Origin of the sequence: Vibrio natriegens NBRC 15636 = ATCC 14048 = DSM 759 (assembly GCF_035621455.1) — a bacterium.
Lineage (GTDB): Bacteria > Pseudomonadota > Gammaproteobacteria > Enterobacterales > Vibrionaceae > Vibrio > Vibrio natriegens.
Map to the genome: position 1 here is coordinate 460,748 of NZ_CP141822.1, position 21,196 is coordinate 481,943.

Sequence of the window (21,196 nt, forward strand, 5' to 3'; positions counted from 1 at the left end):
TCACCACTTTCAATAAAATTTACAGAGTGCTTCAAACAAATAGGTCTATTTATGGTTGTATCGATTAAAAATCCTTACACTAAGCCCCAATGTTTCTAAATTTAGCCTTGAAATATGGATGTTTGGACTCAATATCATTTGTTAAATGATTTATATCAGTATTCTTAGTACCAAACTGGCAGAGACTGAAGGCATTACGAGTAGATCGGGAACGGTCTGATGAAAGAGAGATTCACGAAAAATGATAACTAAGCTACTGACAAAAGTTATTGGCAGTCGCAACGATCGAACACTGCGCCGCCTTAGAAAAATTGTAAAAGAAATTAATAACTATGAGCCGACATTTGAAGCTCTATCTGATGAAGAACTAAAAGCAAAGACTGTTGAATTCCGCGAGCGTCTGGACAAAGGTGAAACTCTCGATCAACTCCTTCCAGAAGCGTTTGCTACCGTTCGTGAAGCGTCTAAGCGTGTTTACGGCATGCGTCACTTCGATGTACAGCTTATTGGTGGTATGGTCCTGAATGCAGGTCAAATCGCGGAAATGCGTACAGGTGAAGGTAAAACTTTAACTGCAACTCTTCCAGCTTACCTAAACGCACTAGCGGGTAAAGGCGTTCATGTGGTAACCGTGAACGATTACTTGGCTAAACGTGACGCAGAGACAAACCGTCCATTATTTGAATTCTTAGGTATGAGCGTTGGCATCAACGTGCCAAACATGCCACCTCAAGAGAAAAAAGAAGCGTACCAAGCTGACATCCTTTACGGAACCAACAACGAGTTTGGCTTTGATTACCTTCGTGACAACATGGCTTTCCGCAATGAAGACCGCGTACAGCGCGAGCGCTTCTTTGCCGTAGTCGATGAGGTTGACTCAATCCTTATCGATGAAGCTCGTACGCCTCTTATCATTTCTGGTCCTGCTGAAGACAGCTCTGAGCTATATACTCGAATCAACTTGCTGATTCCACATCTTGAGAGACAAGATCAAGAAGATTCAGAAGAATACCGTGGTGATGGCCACTACACGTTAGATGAAAAATCGAAACAAGTTTACCTGACTGAAACGGGTCAAGAGTTTGTCGAAGAGCTTCTGGTTAAGAACGGTTTGATGGAAGAGGGTGACACGCTTTACTCTCCAACCAATATCAGCCTACTTCACCACGTGAACGCAGCGCTGCGAGCTCATGTACTATTTGAACGCAATGTTGATTACATCGTTACTGAAGACGGTGAAGTTGTCATCGTTGATGAACACACGGGCCGTACTATGCCAGGCCGTCGTTGGTCTGAAGGTTTGCACCAAGCTGTAGAAGCAAAAGAAGGCGTTAAGATTCAGAACGAAAACCAAACGCTGGCATCTATTACATTCCAGAACTATTTCCGTCTATACGAGAAATTGTCAGGTATGACAGGTACTGCCGACACTGAAGCGTTTGAGTTCCAGTCTATCTATGGTTTGGAAACGGTTGTTATTCCAACCAACAAACCAATGATTCGTAATGATATGCCGGATGTGGTGTACCGTACAGAAGCTGAAAAGTTTGCCGCAATCATTGAAGATATCAAAGATCGCGTAGCAAAAGGCCAGCCAACACTAGTAGGTACAGTATCGATCGAGAAATCTGAACTGCTATCTAATGCACTTAAGAAAGCTAAGATTAAGCACAACGTACTGAACGCTAAATTCCACGAGAAAGAAGCAGAGATCGTTGCTGAAGCAGGTATGCCGGGAGCGGTGACTATCGCTACAAACATGGCGGGTCGTGGTACCGATATCGTGCTTGGTGGTAGCTGGCAATCTAAAGTTGAAACGTTAGAAAATCCGACTCAAGAGCAAATCGACGCGATTAAAGCGGATTGGAAAGTCGTACACGATAAAGTGCTGGAAGCGGGTGGTCTGCACATCATCGGTACAGAGCGCCACGAATCTCGTCGTATCGATAACCAGCTACGTGGTCGTTCTGGTCGTCAGGGTGATGCAGGTTCTTCACGTTTCTACCTATCAATGGAAGATTCACTACTGCGCATCTTCACTTCAGACCGCATGGCAAGTTTGATCCAAAGTGGTATGGAAGAAGGCGAAGCGATCGAATCTAAAATGCTTTCTCGCTCGATTGAAAAAGCGCAGCGTAAAGTGGAAGGTCGTAACTTCGACATCCGTAAACAGCTACTTGAATACGATGACGTTGCGAACGATCAGCGTAAAGTCGTTTACGAGCTACGTGATGAGTTGATGAGCGTTGACGATATCAGCGACATGATCGAGCAGAACCGCGAAGACGTGATGACGGCGATCATTGATGAATACATTCCACCACAATCTCTGGAAGATATGTGGGATGTTGAAGGTCTGCAAGAACGCCTGAAAGCGGACTTCGATCTGGATGCTCCAATTAAGCAATGGCTTGAAGAAGATGACAAACTTTACGAAGAAGCACTTCGTGAAAAGATCATTTCACTGGCTGTTGAAGTCTACAAAGCGAAAGAAGAAGTCGTTGGTGAGCAAGTACTGCGTAACTTCGAAAAATCTGTCATGCTACAGACGTTGGATACGCTTTGGAAAGAACACTTGGCAGCAATGGATCACTTGCGTCAAGGTATCCACCTACGTGGTTACGCACAGAAGAACCCGAAACAAGAGTACAAGCGTGAATCGTTTGAGTTGTTCGAAGGTTTGCTAGATGCGTTGAAATCTGATGTTATCACTGTTCTATCTCGTGTACGTGTTCAACAGCAAGAAGAAGTTGAGCGTATGGAAGAGCAACGTCGTGCGCAAGCAGAAGAAGCGGCGCGCCGTGCACAAGCTCAACATGCGGCTGCAGAAAACCAGCTTGCTGATGGTGAAGAATCTGAAGGCGCACACCAACCTGTCGTTCGTGATGAGCGCAAAGTAGGTCGTAATGAGCCTTGTCCATGTGGCAGCGGTAAAAAGTACAAACAGTGCCACGGAAAAATTGACTAACAGAGTTTAGTCACATATTGATAAAGAGTCGCTTAGGCGGCTCTTTTTTTAAGTAAATTTTATTGCTCCCCATAGTGCCATCTTAATGCAGGGCGGGAAGCAGTTCATTTTTAGGAAACGTTCTCCATGAAAAGAATTCACATCGTTGCGGCGATCATTTTTAACCAAGATAAATCGCAGATCTTCATTACTAAACGTCCTGACGATAAACATAAAGGCGGATTTTGGGAGTTTCCTGGTGGAAAAGTAGAGCCGGAAGAGTCTGTGGAGCAGGCGATGATTCGTGAGCTGGAAGAAGAAGTCGGGATCAACGTGACAGAACAGTCTTTGTTTGAGCACCTTGAGTACGACTATCCAGACAAATCTCTGAAGTTCGATTTTATCTCCGTCACTTCTTTTGAAAATGAACCATACGGTAAAGAAGGTCAGGAAGGGCGCTGGGTTGATATCAAGAGCTTGCCTGAATATGCATTTCCGGAAGCCAATGTGCCAATCCTTGAGCGTGTTGTACAAGAGTTTTCTTCATAGTTTCGACATTAATCATCTTGTGGTTCGCAAGGTATGTTGTTAGTTTAAAAAGATTGAGCGAAACGAGAGAAACGAGTATAGGTCTCGTTATCCAGAGAAGGAGATAAAACGCAATGGTTCGTATTGCAATCGCAGGAGCAGCTGGCCGCATGGGTCGCAACTTGGTTAAGGCTTCACACCATCATCAAGAAGCGTCAGTAACAGCGGGATCTGAGCGTCCGGAATCATCACTCGTCGGTGTCGATATCGGTGAACTATGTGGTGAAGGCAAATTTGATGTCGTTCTCACGGATGATCTTGCTAAAGACGTGGATAACTTTGATGTCATTATCGACTTTACTGCACCAGTAAGCACTTTGGCTAACCTTGAGCTTTGCAAGCAGCATGGCAAAAGCATGGTGATTGGCACCACTGGTTTTAGTGACGAAGAACGTGCACTTATTGATGAGGCAGCAAAGCAAGTTCCTGTGGTAATGGCTCCTAACTACTCTGTTGGTGTTAACCTAGTTTTCAAGCTGCTGGAAAAAGCAGCCAAAGTCATGGGTGACTACTGCGATATCGAGATTGTTGAAGCACATCATCGCCATAAAGTGGATGCACCATCAGGTACTGCCATTGGTATGGGAGAAGCGATTGCAGGAGCGATGGGTAACAATCTTAATGACGTAGCGGTTTATGCTCGTGAAGGCATTACGGGTGAACGTACTAAAGATGAGATTGGTTTTGCCACTATTCGTGCTGGTGACATTGTTGGTGAACACACGGCGATGTTTGCTGATATTGGCGAGCGCGTTGAAATTACACACAAAGCAACGGATCGCATGACCTTTGCTAACGGTGCGGTGAAGGCTGCGGTTTGGTTGAGTGCTAAACCTGCAGGTTTTTATACCATGACCGATGTACTGGGTTTGAATGAACTCTAATTACATAATTATTCGCCGGCGTAAGCCGGCTTTTTTATATCTCTAGGTATAGATGTAAAATAAATGATTTAATAACGCTACCATTCTCACGTTAGTTTAGTGGTGTTTTTAGCGGTTTTGTTGTCTATGCTGTCTATATGGCTTAAAAAGTATAGTTATTTTTGGTTGGTTAACGTTTGCGTAAAAATCTCATCTGATTTTGTGATCTGTATAAAGTTCAAATTTGTAAAATTCACAAAAAAGTCATCCCTTTCCATATAGAGATGTCTAAAACTTGTTGTTTTGGGGGTTATTCTACCTAAACGTCCTTACTTGCTAGAAAAGCATAATTTATTTTTAATTGCTTGTTGACAGGTTTCCTGTCCGTCTTTAGAATACCGCCAATTTGTCTGAAGTACCTATTTATGTAGATTTTATAGGTAAAGGAAGGCATGTTTGCACTTTGATTTATTTTTTTTGCATTTTTATTCTGGAGGTTGTCTTGGGTAAATTAGCACTGTTAGTCCTAGAAGATGGGACAGTGTTCCGCGGAGTGTCCATTGGGGCAGATGGCGTATCCGTCGGTGAAGTCGTTTTCAATACCTCGATGACGGGGTATCAAGAAATCCTCACTGATCCTTCCTATTCTCAGCAAATCGTTACTCTTACTTATCCTCACATTGGCAATACCGGAACCACTTCCGAAGATGAAGAATCCTCTTCTATTCATGCACAAGGCCTTGTGATTCGCGATCTTCCTCTTATCGCTTCTAACTTCCGTAATGAACAATCTCTTTCTGACTACCTTAAATCTCAAAATATTGTTGGCATCGCTGACATTGATACGCGCAAACTGACTCGTATCTTGCGTGAGAAAGGTGCGCAGAATGGTTGTATTGTTGCTGGTGACAGCTTAGATGAAGCTTTGGCACTGGCGAAAGCAAAAGAATTCCCGGGTCTGAAAGGAATGGATCTTGCGAAAGTTGTGACAACAAAAGAAGCGTACCAGTGGAAGCAAGGCTCGTGGACGCTTGAAGGTGGACTGCCTGAAGCGAAAGATGACAGCGAGTTGCCGTACCACGTTGTAGCATACGACTTTGGCGCAAAGCGAAACATCCTACGCATGTTGGTTGACCGTGGTTGCCGCTTGACGGTTGTACCTGCTGAAACTTCAGCAGAAGAAGTACTGGCTCTTAATCCAGATGGCGTTTTCCTATCAAACGGCCCTGGTGACCCAGAACCATGTACTTACGCGATTGAAGCAACAAAAGTGTTCCTAGAAAAAGGTTTACCTATCTTTGGTATCTGTCTGGGTCACCAAATCCTGGCGCTAGCGTCTGGTGCACAAACTGTGAAAATGAAGTTTGGTCACCACGGTGCGAACCACCCAGTTAAAGATTTAGATCGTAACGTTGTAATGATTACCTCTCAAAACCACGGTTTTGCAGCGGACGAAGCAACGCTACCGGAAAACCTACGTGCAACTCACGTATCTCTATTTGATGGCTCTCTGCAAGGTATCCACCGTACAGATAAGCCAGCATTTAGCTTCCAAGGTCACCCAGAAGCGAGCCCAGGTCCACATGACGCAGCACCGCTTTTTGACCACTTTATCGAACTAATCAAACAACACAGCGCTTAATTCGGAGTAGTAGATAATGCCAAAACGTACTGACATTCAAAGTATTCTAATTCTTGGTGCTGGTCCGATTGTTATCGGTCAGGCATGTGAGTTTGACTACTCTGGCGCACAAGCGTGTAAAGCACTTCGTGAAGAAGGCTACCGAGTTATTCTGGTTAACTCGAACCCTGCGACAATCATGACTGACCCAGAGATGGCTGATGCGACTTACATCGAGCCAATCCAATGGGAAGTGGTACGCAAGATCATCGAAAAAGAGCGTCCAGATGCGGTTCTACCGACAATGGGTGGTCAGACTGCGCTTAACTGTGCTCTTGATCTAGAGAAGCACGGCGTTCTTGAAGAGTTCGGCGTAGAAATGATTGGTGCAACCGCTGACGCGATTGATAAAGCGGAAGACCGTTCTCGTTTCGATAAAGCAATGAAGTCTATCGGCCTTGAGTGTCCTCGCGCAGATACTGCGAAGAGCATGGAAGAAGCTTACAAAGTTTTAGACATGGTTGGCTTCCCTTGTATCATCCGTCCATCATTTACGATGGGTGGTACTGGTGGCGGTATCGCTTACAACAAAGAAGAATTCGAAGAAATCTGTCGTCGTGGTCTGGATCTTTCTCCGACTAACGAACTGCTTATCGATGAATCTCTAATCGGTTGGAAAGAGTACGAAATGGAAGTAGTTCGCGACAAAGCGGACAACTGTATCATCGTATGTTCAATCGAAAACTTCGACCCAATGGGCATCCACACGGGTGACTCAATCACAGTAGCGCCAGCACAAACACTGACTGACAAAGAATACCAGCTAATGCGTAACGCATCGCTAGCGGTTCTGCGTGAAATCGGTGTGGAAACAGGTGGTTCAAACGTACAGTTTGGTATCAACCCAAAAGATGGCCGTATGGTTATCATCGAGATGAACCCACGTGTATCTCGTTCTTCTGCTCTAGCGTCGAAAGCAACGGGTTTCCCAATCGCTAAGATTGCAGCGAAACTGGCTGTTGGCTTTACTCTGGACGAGCTACAAAACGACATCACTGGTGGTGCAACTCCAGCATCATTCGAACCAACTATCGACTACGTAGTAACTAAGATTCCTCGCTTTAACTTCGAGAAATTTGCAGGTGCTAACGACCGTCTGACAACACAGATGAAGTCAGTTGGTGAGGTGATGGCGATTGGTCGTAACCAACAAGAATCTCTTCACAAAGCTCTACGTGGCCTAGAAGTTGGCGCGACTGGCTTTGATGAGATGGTTGACCTAGAAGCGCCAGATGCATTGACTAAGATTCGTCACGAGCTGAAAGAAGCGGGCGCTGAGCGTATCTGGTACATCGCTGACGCATTCCGTGCGGGCATGTCTGTTGATGGTGTTTTCAACCTGACTAACATCGACCGCTGGTTCCTGGTTCAAATTGAAGAACTAGTGAAACTAGAAGAAGAAGTGAAAGCTGGCGGTTACGCGGGCTTGACCAAAGACGTTCTTCGTCAACTTAAGCGCAAAGGCTTCTCTGATGCTCGCCTGTCTAAATTACTTGGTGTTGCTGAAAGCGAAATTCGTCGCGCTCGTGAACAGTTCGACATTCACCCGGTTTACAAACGTGTGGATACGTGTGCAGCAGAATTCTCTTCTGACACGGCTTACATGTACTCATCTTACGATGAAGAGTGTGAAGCAAACCCAACAGACAAAGACAAGATCATGGTTCTTGGCGGCGGTCCAAACCGTATCGGCCAAGGTATCGAATTCGATTACTGTTGTGTACACGCATCGCTAGCACTACGCGAAGACGGTTACGAAACTATTATGGTTAACTGTAACCCAGAAACGGTATCTACTGACTACGATACGTCTGACCGTTTGTACTTCGAACCAGTAACGCTGGAAGACGTACTGTCTATCGCTCGCGTTGAAAAGCCAAAAGGTGTGATTGTTCAGTACGGTGGTCAAACGCCACTTAAACTGGCTCGCGCACTAGAAGCGGCTGGCGTGCCAATCATTGGTACTAGCCCTGATGCAATCGACCGTGCAGAAGACCGTGAGCGTTTCCAAGCTGCTGTTGAGCGTCTAGGCCTTCTTCAACCACAAAACGCTACCGTTACAACGATGGAGCAAGCGGTTGAGAAATCTAAAGAAATCGGCTTCCCATTGGTTGTTCGTCCATCTTACGTACTAGGTGGCCGTGCGATGGAAATCGTATACGACGAGCAAGACTTACGTCGCTACTTCAACGAAGCGGTAAGCGTATCGAACGAGTCTCCAGTTCTTCTAGACCGTTTCCTTGATGATGCAACTGAAGTTGATATCGACGCTATCTGTGATGGTGAGCGTGTTGTTATCGGCGGTATCATGGAGCACATCGAGCAAGCAGGTGTTCACTCAGGTGACTCAGCATGTTCACTTCCAGCTTACACGCTAAGCCAGGAAATCCAGGATAAGATGCGTGAGCAAGTTGAGAAGTTAGCATTTGAACTAGGTGTACGCGGTCTGATGAACACGCAGTTTGCAGTGAAAGGCAACGACGTTTACCTAATCGAAGTTAACCCTCGTGCTGCGCGTACGGTACCATTCGTTTCGAAAGCTACAGGCGCACCACTAGCGAAAATCGCTGCACGTGTAATGGCGGGTCAATCTCTAGAGTCGCAAGGCTTTACTAAAGAGATTATTCCTCCTTACTACTCAGTGAAAGAAGTGGTTCTACCGTTCAACAAATTCCCTGGTGTTGACCCACTATTGGGCCCAGAAATGCGCTCAACAGGTGAAGTAATGGGTGTTGGTGCAACGTTTGCAGAAGCTTATGCAAAAGCAGAACTAGGCTGTGGCAGCGTTTACCCTGAAGGTGGTCGTGCGCTACTATCAGTACGTGAAGGCGATAAAGAGCGTGTGGTTGACCTGGCTTCTAAGCTAGTGAAACTAGGCTACCAGTTGGATGCGACACACGGTACAGCTGTGATTCTAGGCGAAGCGGGTATCAACCCTCGTCTAGTAAACAAAGTACACGAAGGTCGTCCTCACATTCTTGACCGTATTAAGAACAACGAATACACCTACATCGTGAACACGGCGGCAGGTCGTCAAGCAATTGAAGATTCGAAAGTTCTGCGTCGCGGTGCCCTAGCTGAGAAAGTGAACTACACAACGACTTTGAACGCAGCGTTCGCTACGTGTATGTCTCACACAGCTGATGCAAAAGCGTCTGTGACTTCTGTTCAAGAGCTACACGCTAAAGTGAAAGCGAGTCTAGAAGCGTAATAGATAAAAAATCAGTAAGCTCGTTAATGAGAGCTTATATGACAACCTCATTGCCCGCTCATTCGAGCGGGCTTTTTTATTTTTGACGTACGCAATTACAATTGATGAAAATCTGGAATAGGTTGGTATCTTGCCTTTCCTTTTGCGCTTAGTCTGATTAATGCTACCGTTGCCTTCCTTTTGGTATCTCATTGACAAGGAAGCATAAGTGGAAATCACGTTTGAGGTTTTAGTCGCACTGTTTGTTGTAGCATCTGCAGCAGGCTTTATTGATGCTATGGCGGGTGGAGGCGGTTTGTTGACACTTCCTGCGTTACTGGCTGCAGGGCTTAGCCCGACTCAGGCGTTAGCAACGAACAAACTGCAAAGCTCATTCGGTAGTTTTTCCGCGAGTTGGTACTTTGTGCGCAATGGCATCGTCAGCCTAAAAGAGATGCGCATTGCTATCTTGTGTACTTTTGTTGGTTCTGCAATTGGCGCTGAGGCGGTGCAATTTGTCGATGCCGGCGTGCTGACCAGCTTAATTCCGGTCCTTCTCATTGCTATTTCACTCTATTTTTTACTTGCGCCAACAACGAAAAAAACAGGCGGCGAACCAAGGATTTCAGAGGCAATGTTTGCGCTTTGTATCGGTGGTGGCGTAGGTTTTTATGACGGATTCTTTGGCCCTGGAACCGGGTCTATCTTTACGGTTTGTTTTGTTGTTCTCGGCCATTTCTCTTTAGTTGATGCTACCGCACGGACCAAGATCCTCAACTTCACTTCTAATATTGCAGCACTGTTGTTTTTTGTACTAGCTGGTCTGCCCGTATGGGAGATAGGCTTAACTATGGCTGTTGGTGGTTTTATTGGTGCTCAACTTGGGGCAAAGGTGGTAGTGACGAAGGGACAAAAGTGGATTCGTCCCCTAGTGATCACCATGTCGATGTTGATGGCACTAAAACTTCTTTGGCAACAACATCAGCAATGGATTCTATCAGTGTTTTAACCCGTTGGTTTCGATAGGTGTTATGGCGCAGGCAAACGTGAATTGGGCGGATAAGATGCGCTAGCTGTTCGAACTCAAAGCGGTATTTTTCGTCGATTTTGAGTGTGTTGATGATGGATTTTGGAATCAAAGCGGGTGCCATACCCGCTAATGCTAATTGTGCCGCTGCGGTATAGGAGTCCATTTCCATGATGGGTTCAATATTGTACTTAGACAGAATTGCTTGCTGATAAGTATTGGCCGGATTACTCAAATCATTAGTCAGCACTGCTGTTGGTAAAGTGGTCAGTGGATGTTTACTAATGATCGAGAAAGGCTCATCGGCGAGGTGAAAGCTCATCAGGCCGTGATGAGGGGGTAAATAGCCGGCACAGAACCCAAGCGTTGCTTTGCCTGACTTTACATTTTCTATGATTCTTGGCGTATGGTTGGTGGAGATGCGCAGATAGGGATCGTCTGAAAATCGCTCTTCCATGATCAAACTCAGATAGCCCGCAACTAACGTTTCAGAGCAATCTAGCTTAATCAGCGACGTATCTTCGAGCACTTGTTGATCGTGGATTTGACCGATTAACTCGTTGAAGGTTGGTTCAATGGTAGCAATGAGTGCAAGTGCATCTGAGGTCAGTTTGATGTGCCTGCCGCTTGGCTCAATAAGCTTTTTCCCGATTTTCTTTTCCAGGTTGGCAATACGTTTACTCACCGCAGACTGGCTAATGTACAACTGACTGCCAGTTCGGCTCATGGTTTTTTCTCTACTCAGAACAAGTAACGTCTCAATGCCTTCTAGTAACATACCAATTGATGAAAATGAGGAATAGTAGAGCTAATTTAACCAAATATAGAACAGTAAGCGAGCATAACAGGACAAATAAAAAGAGCCGATGTTACGACCGGCTCTTAAAAGTGTTCTTGGAGAAGGGGAGTTAACGATTGATGGCGAACGTAGGCAAAGACAAGTGCCAGCGGATCGCACCAAGACGGATTATCAATGTTGAACTTACACAAGCGATCAGCGCTGTTGAGTGGTCATAGCCCATTGCAATCGCGGTTGTATGGAATATCCCTCCAATAATACAGGCTGTTGCATACACTTCACTCCTCAGTACCATCGGCACCTCTCGCGCCAGTACATCACGTATGATGCCACCACCACATCCGGTTATCACGCCCATAATCACAGCGACCATTCCTGAAGCATTATAAGCCAGGGCTTTTTCTACTCCGATACCGACGAAGACAGCAAGACCAATAGCATCGCAAACGGGCAAAACCCACCAAGGAAGGCGCTTGGGACGGCGGACTATCAACATGGTTAATAGACAGGTGATAAAGATAACCCAGAGGTAGGTCGGGTCAGTGACCCAAAATACAGGTGTGGCACCCAGTGCCATATCTCGGATTGTTCCACCACCAATAGCGGTGACGCTACCGAGTACAATCACGCCGAATGGATCCATCTTTAACCGGCCAGCCAGTAATACACCTGAAATGGCGAATATAGCAGTGCCGAATAAGTCGATCATGTAAAGCAGCATGGAGTCCATGTTACTTGGTACCTTTAAGCAAAGTGATAAAAAATGGGCGCAAATTGTACGGTATTTGCCACGAAAACGTTAGCGTTTTTGGCGTACGCTTTCAAAGTAATCACACACTTCTGTGATGGCGTTAAGTGTTCTCGGTGTCGGACGGTTAATCCAGTCAGCATTCAATGACCAAATATGTCCATCTTTTAAAGCAGGCACTTCATTCTTCCATTCAGACCACATCCCGTCACTACTCATTGCATGACGCGAAGTAAAAATGACGTCTGGTTGGCGAGTGATGATTTGCTCGATGCTGACCTGAGGGTAGGGAGAGCCCGCACTGTAAAATATGTTTTCGCCGCCACAAAAGCTAAACACTTCACTCGGCCAGTTTTTTCCTGCGACCGTGATGATTGGTTTTTCACTGAGCTGATAAAAATAACGGACCTTGTCTTCGGTGTTGTATTTGTCTTTCAAAACATTTAACTGGGTTCGAAAGTCATCAGCGGCTTTCTGACCTATTTGTGGATTTTCGCTGTACTGACTCAATTGTTCGATGTTGTTGGCGATGTCCATCAGTGAGCTGGAAGTAGAGTAATAAATGGGTACATCAAACTGAGCGAGCTTTTCCAATTCTTTGGCTGGATTACCTGAAGGCCAGGCAATGACCAAATCCGGACGAAGCGCAATGATACGTTCGAGCTTTATTCCTTGGTAATTGGAGACTTTCTCCAGCTTATTCGCTTGTTCAGGGTAGTCGCTCATTTCGCTTACTGCGATTAATTTGTCCCCAAGCCCAGCAGCATAGGCAATCTCGGTTGCGTGTGGAGCTAAGCTAATTACACGTTGCGCTGGCTCGTTAGCCAGTACGATTGATGAAAACAAAATTGAAATTGATACGGCAATTTTAGACATCATAATCCTTGATAAATCAGTCCTAGAAGAAGGCTTTGGATAACAATCCAAGCAAAAATACGCCAAACCAAGAGAGCTTGGATCTGCGCGAGATGTATAGCAGACGGCGCAATACGCCCACCTATTTTAGCTCGCTCTGCTCGTGTTCCCTGATAAATAGCTGGGCCACCTAAAGAGAGTTGTAACTTGTTCCCGACGCTACATAGTAACCACGCTGGTCCGGGTAACGGCCAGGATTGTGCTTGTTGGCTTATTCCGCTCATCACAGCAGACAAACTCTTCCCAGATGCGATAAACAGAGCGAACAAGCGCAACGGGATGATTTCAAGTGCAGCGAGAAGTTGAATGGCGGGTTTGCCAAATGGTGAGTATTGTTTTCGGCTTGGTGACCAGGTACGTGCAAGCTCTGCGATAAGTCGGTAGAGGAAAGCACCAATACCACCTGCAAGTGCGTACCAGAACAGAACACAGACAACATTTCGGCCGTAGCCCATAATGATCGTTTCCGCTCCCGCTTTTCCTATCCCTAACAGAGAAAGGCTGTTTGTATCACGATTGAGGTACGGTTTTAATCGTTGGCGACATAAAGGTTTGTCCTCATTGGACATAGCGCTAACGAGCTGTTTGGTTAACCTCTCGCTGCTTCGCCAATCTAACGCGAGCAGCAATAATGCTAACTCGTATAGTGGCGCTTTCCATACCAGAGGCTTTAACGCAATCAAAAGCACCAAACAAGGCAATATCATGATGAGAATGGAAAGGCAGCCTGCCAGTATGCTTTGCGAATAGCTATGATGTCGGTTCACCTTTATGGTCAGCTGCTCTGCTATTTTTCGCCATAAAGTGAAAGGATGAGCGGAGTGAGGGATAGGTAAAACGAGGTGAAACAACAGTGCGCCCCACATGACAAGGAGCGCACCATTGGCGTAAAGTTGCTGAAAAGTTTCTTCCATGAATGGTTCGATTTATTTAACCGACTCGACTTACTTTACTAGCTCTAGCATTTTGAACACCATTTCTGAGGAGCTTTTCGCCGCTAACGGTAAAAACTCTTCGAAGCTCATTGGTGATTCTTTGTCTGCTACGTCTGAAATGGCACGTACCACCACAAATGGCGTATTGAACTGGTGGCAAGTCTGAGCAATTGCTGATGCTTCCATCTCTACTGCGATCACTGATGGGAAGTGCTCGCGGATAAATGCTTGACGTTCAGCGGTGCAAACGAAAGCATCACCAGTACAAATAAGGCCGCGTACCGCGTGTTTGTTTTCCATCTTAGCTAATGCTTTTTCTGCCAGCTCCATCAGCTTTTCGTCCGCTTTGAATGCCGCAGGTTGGCCAGCCATTTGGCCTATTTCGTAGCCGAATGCTGTTACGTCTGCATCGTGGTGACGAACTTCAGTTGAGATGACCACATCACCGAGGTTCAGGCTGGAGTCGAAACCGCCAGCAGAGCCCGTGTTGATTACAACGTCAGGTTGGTATTCATCAAGTAAGATAGTCGTACCCACAGCAGCGGCTACTTTACCGATGCCCGATTGCAGAAGTACTACATCTACACCGTTAATTTGACCAGAGAAATACGTACAGCCTGCTTTGTTAACCGTCTGGCAGTTTGTCATTGCTTCTTTCAGGATGGTCACTTCTTGTTCCATCGCGCCGATGATACCAACTTTCATAACACTCTCTTTGGGTAATAAAATATTCATTCGGGCGAGAGTATAACACTCACCAGAGTCAGTTTTCTATTTGATGAGCCCTGCGTCAGAGAGTTCAGTGCGTAATTGTTTTGCTCGCTTTCTGTTGACGCCAAAATCGGAGTAGCCAATACGCGATTCAGAGCGAACGATGAGCTTATCGTCACTAATTTTTAGCTCAAGATCATCAACAAAGCGCATGATTTTGGAAGTACATTCAATACGTAGGTAATCGCCTTCTTTGACCGCCGTTTTTGCCCCCGGCAGTTTGAGAGCCGCTTGCTCAATCGCATCGAGTGTTGCGGACTCTGTCAGCAGGAAAGGTTCAAGGTAGTGCTCTTCACGAGAATCTTGGGTGGATACGCAATTTGGCTTATTACCACATGGTGTTTGAGAGCGATCGGTCATGGTTGGTACTCCTTGGCTGCACGCGGTTAAGCTGAAAAGAACGATAGAAAGGAGAGCGAATTTTTTCATGGTATTGATTCCTTGTGGTAGGAATTTAGTCGTTAAAATTTTTTGTTATGTAATTATATGTAATAAAAGAAAAAAGGACCCAATAATCGGGTCCTTTTGAGAGATTTAACGTGTTGAACGTTAGACGTCCAGGTAGTCGAGGATACCTTCGGCTGCTTTTCGACCTTCGTCAATCGCGGTTACCACTAAGTCTGATCCGCGTACCGCATCGCCACCAGCAAAGATTTTTTCGTTACTGGTTTGGTACTGAAACTCTTGCTTCAGAGGCGCTTTAATTCGGCCCCACTGGTCAAGATCAACATTGAAAGGTGTTAACCAATCCATTTGATGCGGTTGGAAACCAAATGCCATGATCACAGCGTCAGCAGCTAAAACATGCTCACTACCTTCAACAGGCTCAGGACGACGTCGGCCTGCTTCATCTGGCTCACCAAGTGCTGTTTTCACCACTTTCACGCCAGTTACATTACCCGATGCGTTGACTTCTAGTCCCAGAGGTTGAAGGTTGAACATGAATTTCACGCCTTCTTCTTTGGCATTTTTGACTTCTCGACGTGAGCCCGGCATGTTGGCTTCGTCACGACGATACGCACAGATTACGTTTGATGCACCCTGACGAATAGAAGTACGTACACAGTCCATTGCGGTATCACCACCACCGAGTACCACGACTTTTTTACCGGCCATATCGATATAAGGCTGGCTATTTTTCAGGTTCATCACTTTATAGGTGTTGGAAATCAAAAATGGCAGAGCGTCATAAACACCCGGTGCATCTTCATTTTCCAAACCGGCACGCATGTTTTTGTAGGTACCTACACCCAGGAAGACTGCATCGTAATCATCGATAAGTTCTTGCATCTGCACGTCTTTACCGACTTCTACGTTCATGCGGAACTCGACGCCCATCTCAGTGAAAACGCGGCGGCGATTTTCCATCACCCCTTTTTCGAGTTTGAAAGAAGGGATACCAAAGGTCAGCAGACCGCCAATCTCTGGGTAACGGTCAAACACTACAGGCTTTACACCGTTACGGACTAAAATATCGGCAGCCGCCAAACCCGCTGGTCCAGCACCGATGATGGCGACTTTTTTGTCGGTCCATTCGACCTTAGACATATCCGGCTTCCAGCCCATTTCAAAGGCTTTGTCGGTGATGTACTTTTCGATGTTACCGATGGTTACCGCACCAAAGTCATCATTCAGTGTACAGGACCCTTCACACAAGCGGTCTTGTGGACAAACACGTCCACACACTTCTGGCAAACTATTGGTTTGATGTGACAGCTCTGCCGCTTCCAGAATACGTCCTTCGTTGGCCAGTTTTAGCCATTGAGGAATGTAGTTGTGTACCGGACATTTCCATTCACAGTATGGGTTACCGCAATCCAGACAACGGTCAGCTTGTGCCGTTGCCTGTTGTTTAGTAAACGGTTCGTAGATTTCGACAAACTCAATCTTACGAATTTTAATTGGCTTTTTCGCCGGATCTACGCGTTGAACATCGATAAATTGATAAACGTTCTGGCTCATGATTCAAACATCCTCCATGATTTATTGGGCTTGAACGCGCAGTTCAGCAGCGCTACGACTTTGGTGACCAAGCAGAGTATTCAAATCTGCCGCTTGAGGTTTCACCAAGTAGAACTTCGGAATCCATTCGTCAAAGTTCGCCAAAATATGCTCTGCGTGGCTAGAGCCGGTTTCTTCTAAATGCTCTGCAATCAGACCGCGAAGATGTTCTTGATGTATATACAAGTCAGACAGCGAAATGGCTTCAACCGACTCGTTGTTTACACGGCCTTGGAAGCTTTGGTTTTCATCCAGCACATAGGCAAAACCGCCTGTCATACCTGCTCCAAAGTTCACGCCTGTCGCACCAAGAATCGCGACAATACCACCTGTCATGTATTCACAGGCGTTATCACCTGCACCTTCAATGACCGCGATGGTGCCAGAGTTACGGACACCAAAGCGTTCACCCGCTTTACCCGCCGCAAACAGTTTTCCGCCCGTTGCGCCATACAAACAGGTGTTACCGATGATGGTCGCTTCATTACATTTGAACGCAGTACCTAAATGTGGCTTGATGGCAATCTTGCCTCCCGCCATACCTTTACCGACGTAGTCGTTGGCATCACCAGTAAGGTAAAGTTCTACACCACCAGCGTTCCATACACCAAATGACTGACCTGCAGTGCCATCGAGATGCAGTTTAATTGGTGAAGCCGCCAGCCCTTGGTTACCGTAGCGTTTTGCAATTTCACCTGACAGGCGCGCGCCCACTGAGCGGTCGGTGTTGATCACATTGTAGTAGAAGCTGGCTGAACGACCTTCTTTGACAGCATTAATAGCGTCATCAACGATGCGTTGGTTCAGCTCTGCTCTGTCAAATGGTGCATTTGGCTCAGTCCAGAACAGCGGATGTCCTTCTGGAGAAACTGGTGCTTCGAGAATATTGGACAGATCCAGTTTGGTTTGTTTTGCGGTGAATCCTTCAACAGCTTCAAGTAGGTCAGTGCGACCAATCAAGTCAGTCAGTTTCTCGACGCCAAGCTCTGCAAGCAGACCGCGTACTTCTTCAGCCAAACCAGTGAAGTAATTTATTACCATTTCAGGTAAGCCTTTGAAGTACTCTTTACGCAGGGTTTCATCCTGAGTCGCAACACCTGTCGCACAGTTATTTAGGTGACAGATACGCAAGAATTTACAGCCCATTGCTACCATTGGCGCGGTACCAAAACCAAAGCTCTCAGCACCTAAAATAGCGGCTTTAACCACGTCTAAACCGGTTTTCAGACCACCGTCAACCTGCAAGCGAATTTTATGACGCAGACCGTTGGCAACCAGAGCTTGTTGAGTTTCAGCTAGGCCTAGCTCCCAAGGGCTACCAGCGTATTTCACCGAGGTTAGTGGGCTTGCCGCTGTACCACCGTCATAACCAGAGATAGTGATAAGGTCAGCATAGGCTTTTGCCACACCCGTAGCGATAGTGCCAACGCCTGGTTCAGATACAAGCTTCACCGAAACCAATGCTTTCGGGTTAACCTGTTTCAGGTCGAAGATCAGCTGCGCCAAGTCCTCAATCGAATAAATATCGTGGTGAGGAGGAGGGGAGATCAGCGTCACGCCCTGCACGGAATAACGCAACTTAGCGATTTCCGCCGTGACTTTATGTCCAGGAAGCTGGCCACCTTCACCCGGTTTTGCGCCTTGAGCTACTTTGATTTGCAGCACATCCGCGTTAGTTAAGTAATGTGGCGTTACACCAAAGCGACCCGAGGCAATCTGTTTAATACGCGAGTTACGCTCGGTACCAAAACGGCGAGGATCTTCACCACCTTCACCAGAGTTTGAGTAACCACCGAGTCGGTTCATCGCGGTTGCAAGTGCTTCGTGTGCTTCTGGACTCAATGCGCCGATAGACATCGCAGCAGAGTCGAAACGTTTGAACAGGTCGTTTTTCGGTTCCACTTTATCTAGTAATAACGGGGAATCGGCTTTCTTCAGTGTCATTAAGTCACGCAGCATCGCAACCGGACGTTGGTTTACCTGCTTCGCGTAACTATGATAGTCATTGATGTCGCCTGATTTCACGGCCGTTTGCAGCGTACCGACAACATCTGGGTTGTAGGCATGGTATTCACCATCGTGCACGTATTTCAGCAAGCCACCCTGTTCGAGTGATTTACGTTTCGTCCAAGCTTTACGGGAAAGGTTAGTCAGATCTTGCTGGAAGTCTTCAAAGTTCGCGCCGGCAATTCGAGTGGTCACACCTTTAAAGCACAGGTCTACGACTTGTTGGCTCAAACCCACAGCTTCAAAAAGTTGAGAGCAACGGTATGAGGCGATGGTCGAGATGCCCATTTTCGACATGATTTTGTACAGACCTTTATTGATGCCGTACTGGTAGTTCTGCATCACGTCGCGGTAGTCTTTGTTTAGTACGCCATCATCAACCAGCTTACCTAGCGCTTCATAAGCTAAGTATGGATAAACCGCCGTGGCACCGAAGCCAAGCAGTACTGCAAATTGATGTGGATCTCGCGCCGTTGCTGTTTCGACGACAATGTTTGCATCACAGCGCAAATTGGCATTAGCGAGGCGAGTTTGTACTGCCCCTACCGCCATTGCCGCAGGAATTGGTAGTCTGCCTTTTACTAAGGCGCGATCAGATAGGACGACCAGAACGGTTCCTTCACGCACCACTTGTTCCGCTTGATCACACAGGAAGTTGATGGCTTGTTCGAGGTCCCTTTCTTCCGGATCGTAATTGATATCGAGAATCGTATTGCGATAGTGATCGTCACTCAATCCCAGCAGTTGCTGCATATCCGAATAGAGCAGAACGGGTGAATCGAACGTCACACGATGTGCGTGCCCGTCGGTTTCACAGAAGACGTTCATCTCCTGACCGATGCTGGTTGCCAGCGACATGACGTGTTGCTCGCGTAGCGGATCGATTGGTGGGTTGGTGACCTGAGCAAATTTCTGACGGAAGTAATCGGTTACTAGACGCTCTTTTGACGACAGCACGGCCATCGGAGTGTCATCACCCATCGAGCCAACCGCTTCTTGTCCCATTTCACCAAGAACACGCAGTACTTGGTCGACTTCTTCGTTGGTCATGGCGAATTGCTTTTGATAAGTCTTAAGCAAGTCTTCATCAAAATTACGTTCACCAACCTGATCTTCAGACAGTTCTGAAAACGGCGTTAGTTTGCGGACGTTGTTCGCCATCCATTCACGATATGGGTGGCGACTTTTCAGATCGTTGTCGATCTCGCTTGATTGCCATAATTTACCTTTTCGGGTATCGACAACCAGCAGTTCACCCGGACCTACACGGCCTTTTTGCGCCACTTCATCTGGCGCGTAATTCCAAATACCAACCTCTGAAGCAAGCGTGATCAACTTGTCTTTGGTGATCACATAACGTGCCGGACGCAAGCCGTTTCTATCTAAGTTACATGCAGCGTAACGGCCATCAGATAATACGATGCCCGCAGGGCCGTCCCATGGTTCCATGTGCTTCGAGTTGAAATCGTAGAAAGCACGCAGATCCTGATCCATATCTGGGTGGTTTTGCCATGCTGGCGGCACAAGCATGCGCATCGCACGGAAGATATCCATACCACCTGCCAGGAATAGGTCCAGCATGTTATCTAAGCTGGAAGAATCTGAGCCTGTTTCATTAACAAATGGTGCAGCAGTTTGCAGATCGGGTAACAGCGGAGATGAGAATTTGTAAGCACGAGCTCTCGCCCACTGACGGTTACCTTCAATGGTATTGATCTCACCGTTATGTGCCAGATAGCGGAACGGTTGGGCTAATGGCCAACGAGGTTGCGTGTTAGTAGAAAAACGCTGGTGGAACAGACAAATCGCAGATTCCATACGAAGATCAGCAAGATCCAGATAGAAGCGCGGTAGATCCGCCGGCATGCAAAGTCCTTTATAGACTAACACTTGGGTTGATAAGCTACAGATATAAAAATCTGGATCTTCCGTGATCTGCTTTTCAATGCGACGTCGAGCTATATATAGACGGCGTTCAATATCTCGCTCGCGCCATCCCGCTGGAGCGGAGATAAATACCTGTTGGATATTTGGCACAGAGTGAAGGGCAATCGGGCCCAGCACTTCGGAATTTGTTGGTACTTCTCGCCAACCCGCAACAGTCAGAGTTTCTTGAGCGAGTTCTTTGTTAACGATTTCTCGCGCTTGCTGAGCTTTGATAGGATCTTGGCTAAAGAAAATCATCCCCACGGCATATTGCTTACCAAGGTTAAAACCATTTTCTTCAGCGACTAGGCGTAAGTAGGAATCGGGCTTTTGTAGTAGAAGACCACAACCATCACCAGTTTTACCATCGGCGGCAATACCACCACGGTGGGTCATACGGTCAAGCGCAGAAATTGCTGTACGAACCAGCTTGTGACTTTGCTCGCCTTCCATATGAGCGATCAAGCCAAATCCACAGTTGTCTTTCTCAAGACTTGGATCATAAAGAGCCATTGCAATTCTCCCTTTGCTTATCTGTCATCCCGACAGATACATCAACACTGCTTATGTTGATAGTGATGACTAACTATGCGTCATTTTTTTGTTTTTATGTATATTTATTCAATAAAAGGCGTGAAATATTTAACAATTTTTGACTGTTTTATTTTCATCAACTTCACAAGCTATAGGTTATTGTAAAAAAGGTCAAGTTATTAGTGGATAATCACGCTAATCAGGGATTTACCATTTAATTGGCTGAAATTATTCAATGATTTCAATTAGATATGAATTTGATTG

Annotated in this window: 14 protein-coding genes; 6 read left to right on the forward strand and 8 right to left on the reverse strand. The window is 46.3% G+C overall.

What is annotated here, in order from left to right:
- Nucleotides 1-241 precede the first annotated feature (241 nt).
- The 6 genes from secA to VER99_RS02190 all read left to right on the forward strand — a co-directional run bounded on the left by secA (nt 242) and on the right by VER99_RS02190 (nt 10,278).
- Nucleotides 242-2,968, forward strand: coding sequence for a preprotein translocase subunit SecA (gene secA, locus VER99_RS02165; protein ID WP_014230809.1), 2,727 nt, complete (start codon nt 242-244; stop codon nt 2,966-2,968).
- Between the two features lie 126 nt (nt 2,969-3,094).
- On the forward strand, nt 3,095-3,496 hold the full coding sequence (mutT, locus tag VER99_RS02170) for an 8-oxo-dGTP diphosphatase MutT (protein WP_014230810.1): 402 nt from the start codon (nt 3,095-3,097) through the stop codon (nt 3,494-3,496).
- A gap of 113 nt (nt 3,497-3,609) precedes the next feature.
- Complete coding sequence (dapB, locus tag VER99_RS02175) at nt 3,610-4,419, forward strand: 4-hydroxy-tetrahydrodipicolinate reductase (RefSeq protein WP_020335893.1); 810 nt, start codon at nt 3,610-3,612, stop codon at nt 4,417-4,419.
- 481 nt (nt 4,420-4,900) lie between these two features.
- Entirely contained in the window at nt 4,901-6,040 is a 1,140-nt protein-coding gene (gene carA, locus VER99_RS02180; protein WP_014230812.1) for a glutamine-hydrolyzing carbamoyl-phosphate synthase small subunit, read from the forward strand.
- 16 nt (nt 6,041-6,056) lie between these two features.
- Nucleotides 6,057-9,290: a carbamoyl-phosphate synthase large subunit gene (gene carB / locus VER99_RS02185; protein ID WP_014230813.1), complete on the forward strand. Its 3,234-nt coding sequence runs from the start codon at nt 6,057-6,059 to the stop codon at nt 9,288-9,290.
- Nucleotides 9,291-9,498: 208 nt separating this feature from the next.
- Nucleotides 9,499-10,278 carry a TSUP family transporter gene (locus VER99_RS02190; RefSeq protein WP_014230814.1) on the forward strand — a complete coding sequence of 260 codons (780 nt, stop codon included), beginning with the start codon at nt 9,499-9,501 and terminating at the stop codon, nt 10,276-10,278.
- On the opposite strand, the gene VER99_RS02195 is transcribed toward VER99_RS02190, so the two are convergent.
- The 8 genes from VER99_RS02195 to gltB form a co-directional block, all read right to left on the reverse strand.
- Entirely contained in the window at nt 10,205-11,074 is an 870-nt protein-coding gene (locus VER99_RS02195; RefSeq protein WP_014230815.1) for a LysR family transcriptional regulator, read from the reverse strand. The genes VER99_RS02190 and VER99_RS02195 overlap by 74 nt on opposite strands.
- A gap of 130 nt (nt 11,075-11,204) precedes the next feature.
- The gene (locus VER99_RS02200) at nt 11,205-11,825 is read right to left on the reverse strand and encodes a TRIC cation channel family protein (RefSeq protein ID WP_020335897.1); all 621 of its coding nucleotides are present in this window, start codon (nt 11,823-11,825) and stop codon (nt 11,205-11,207) included.
- Between the two features lie 69 nt (nt 11,826-11,894).
- A complete protein-coding gene (gene btuF, locus VER99_RS02205; protein ID WP_020335898.1) occupies nt 11,895-12,719 on the reverse strand; it encodes a vitamin B12 ABC transporter substrate-binding protein BtuF in 825 nt (274 codons plus the stop codon).
- The gene (locus VER99_RS02210; protein WP_020335899.1) at nt 12,719-13,672 is read right to left on the reverse strand and encodes a cobalamin biosynthesis family protein; all 954 of its coding nucleotides are present in this window, start codon (nt 13,670-13,672) and stop codon (nt 12,719-12,721) included. Before VER99_RS02210 ends, btuF begins: the two co-directional genes overlap by 1 nt.
- Nucleotides 13,673-13,702: 30 nt before the next feature.
- On the reverse strand, nt 13,703-14,398 hold the full coding sequence (mtnN, locus tag VER99_RS02215) for a 5'-methylthioadenosine/S-adenosylhomocysteine nucleosidase (RefSeq protein WP_014230819.1): 696 nt from the start codon (nt 14,396-14,398) through the stop codon (nt 13,703-13,705).
- Between the two features lie 66 nt (nt 14,399-14,464).
- Entirely contained in the window at nt 14,465-14,893 is a 429-nt protein-coding gene (locus VER99_RS02220) for a DUF1499 domain-containing protein (RefSeq protein WP_020335900.1), read from the reverse strand.
- Nucleotides 14,894-15,013: 120 nt separating this feature from the next.
- Nucleotides 15,014-16,426, reverse strand: coding sequence for an FAD-dependent oxidoreductase (locus tag VER99_RS02225; protein WP_014230821.1), 1,413 nt, complete (start codon nt 16,424-16,426; stop codon nt 15,014-15,016).
- 21 nt (nt 16,427-16,447) lie between these two features.
- A complete protein-coding gene (gltB, locus tag VER99_RS02230; protein WP_020335901.1) occupies nt 16,448-20,911 on the reverse strand; it encodes a glutamate synthase large subunit in 4,464 nt (1,487 codons plus the stop codon).
- Nucleotides 20,912-21,196 lie beyond the last annotated feature (285 nt).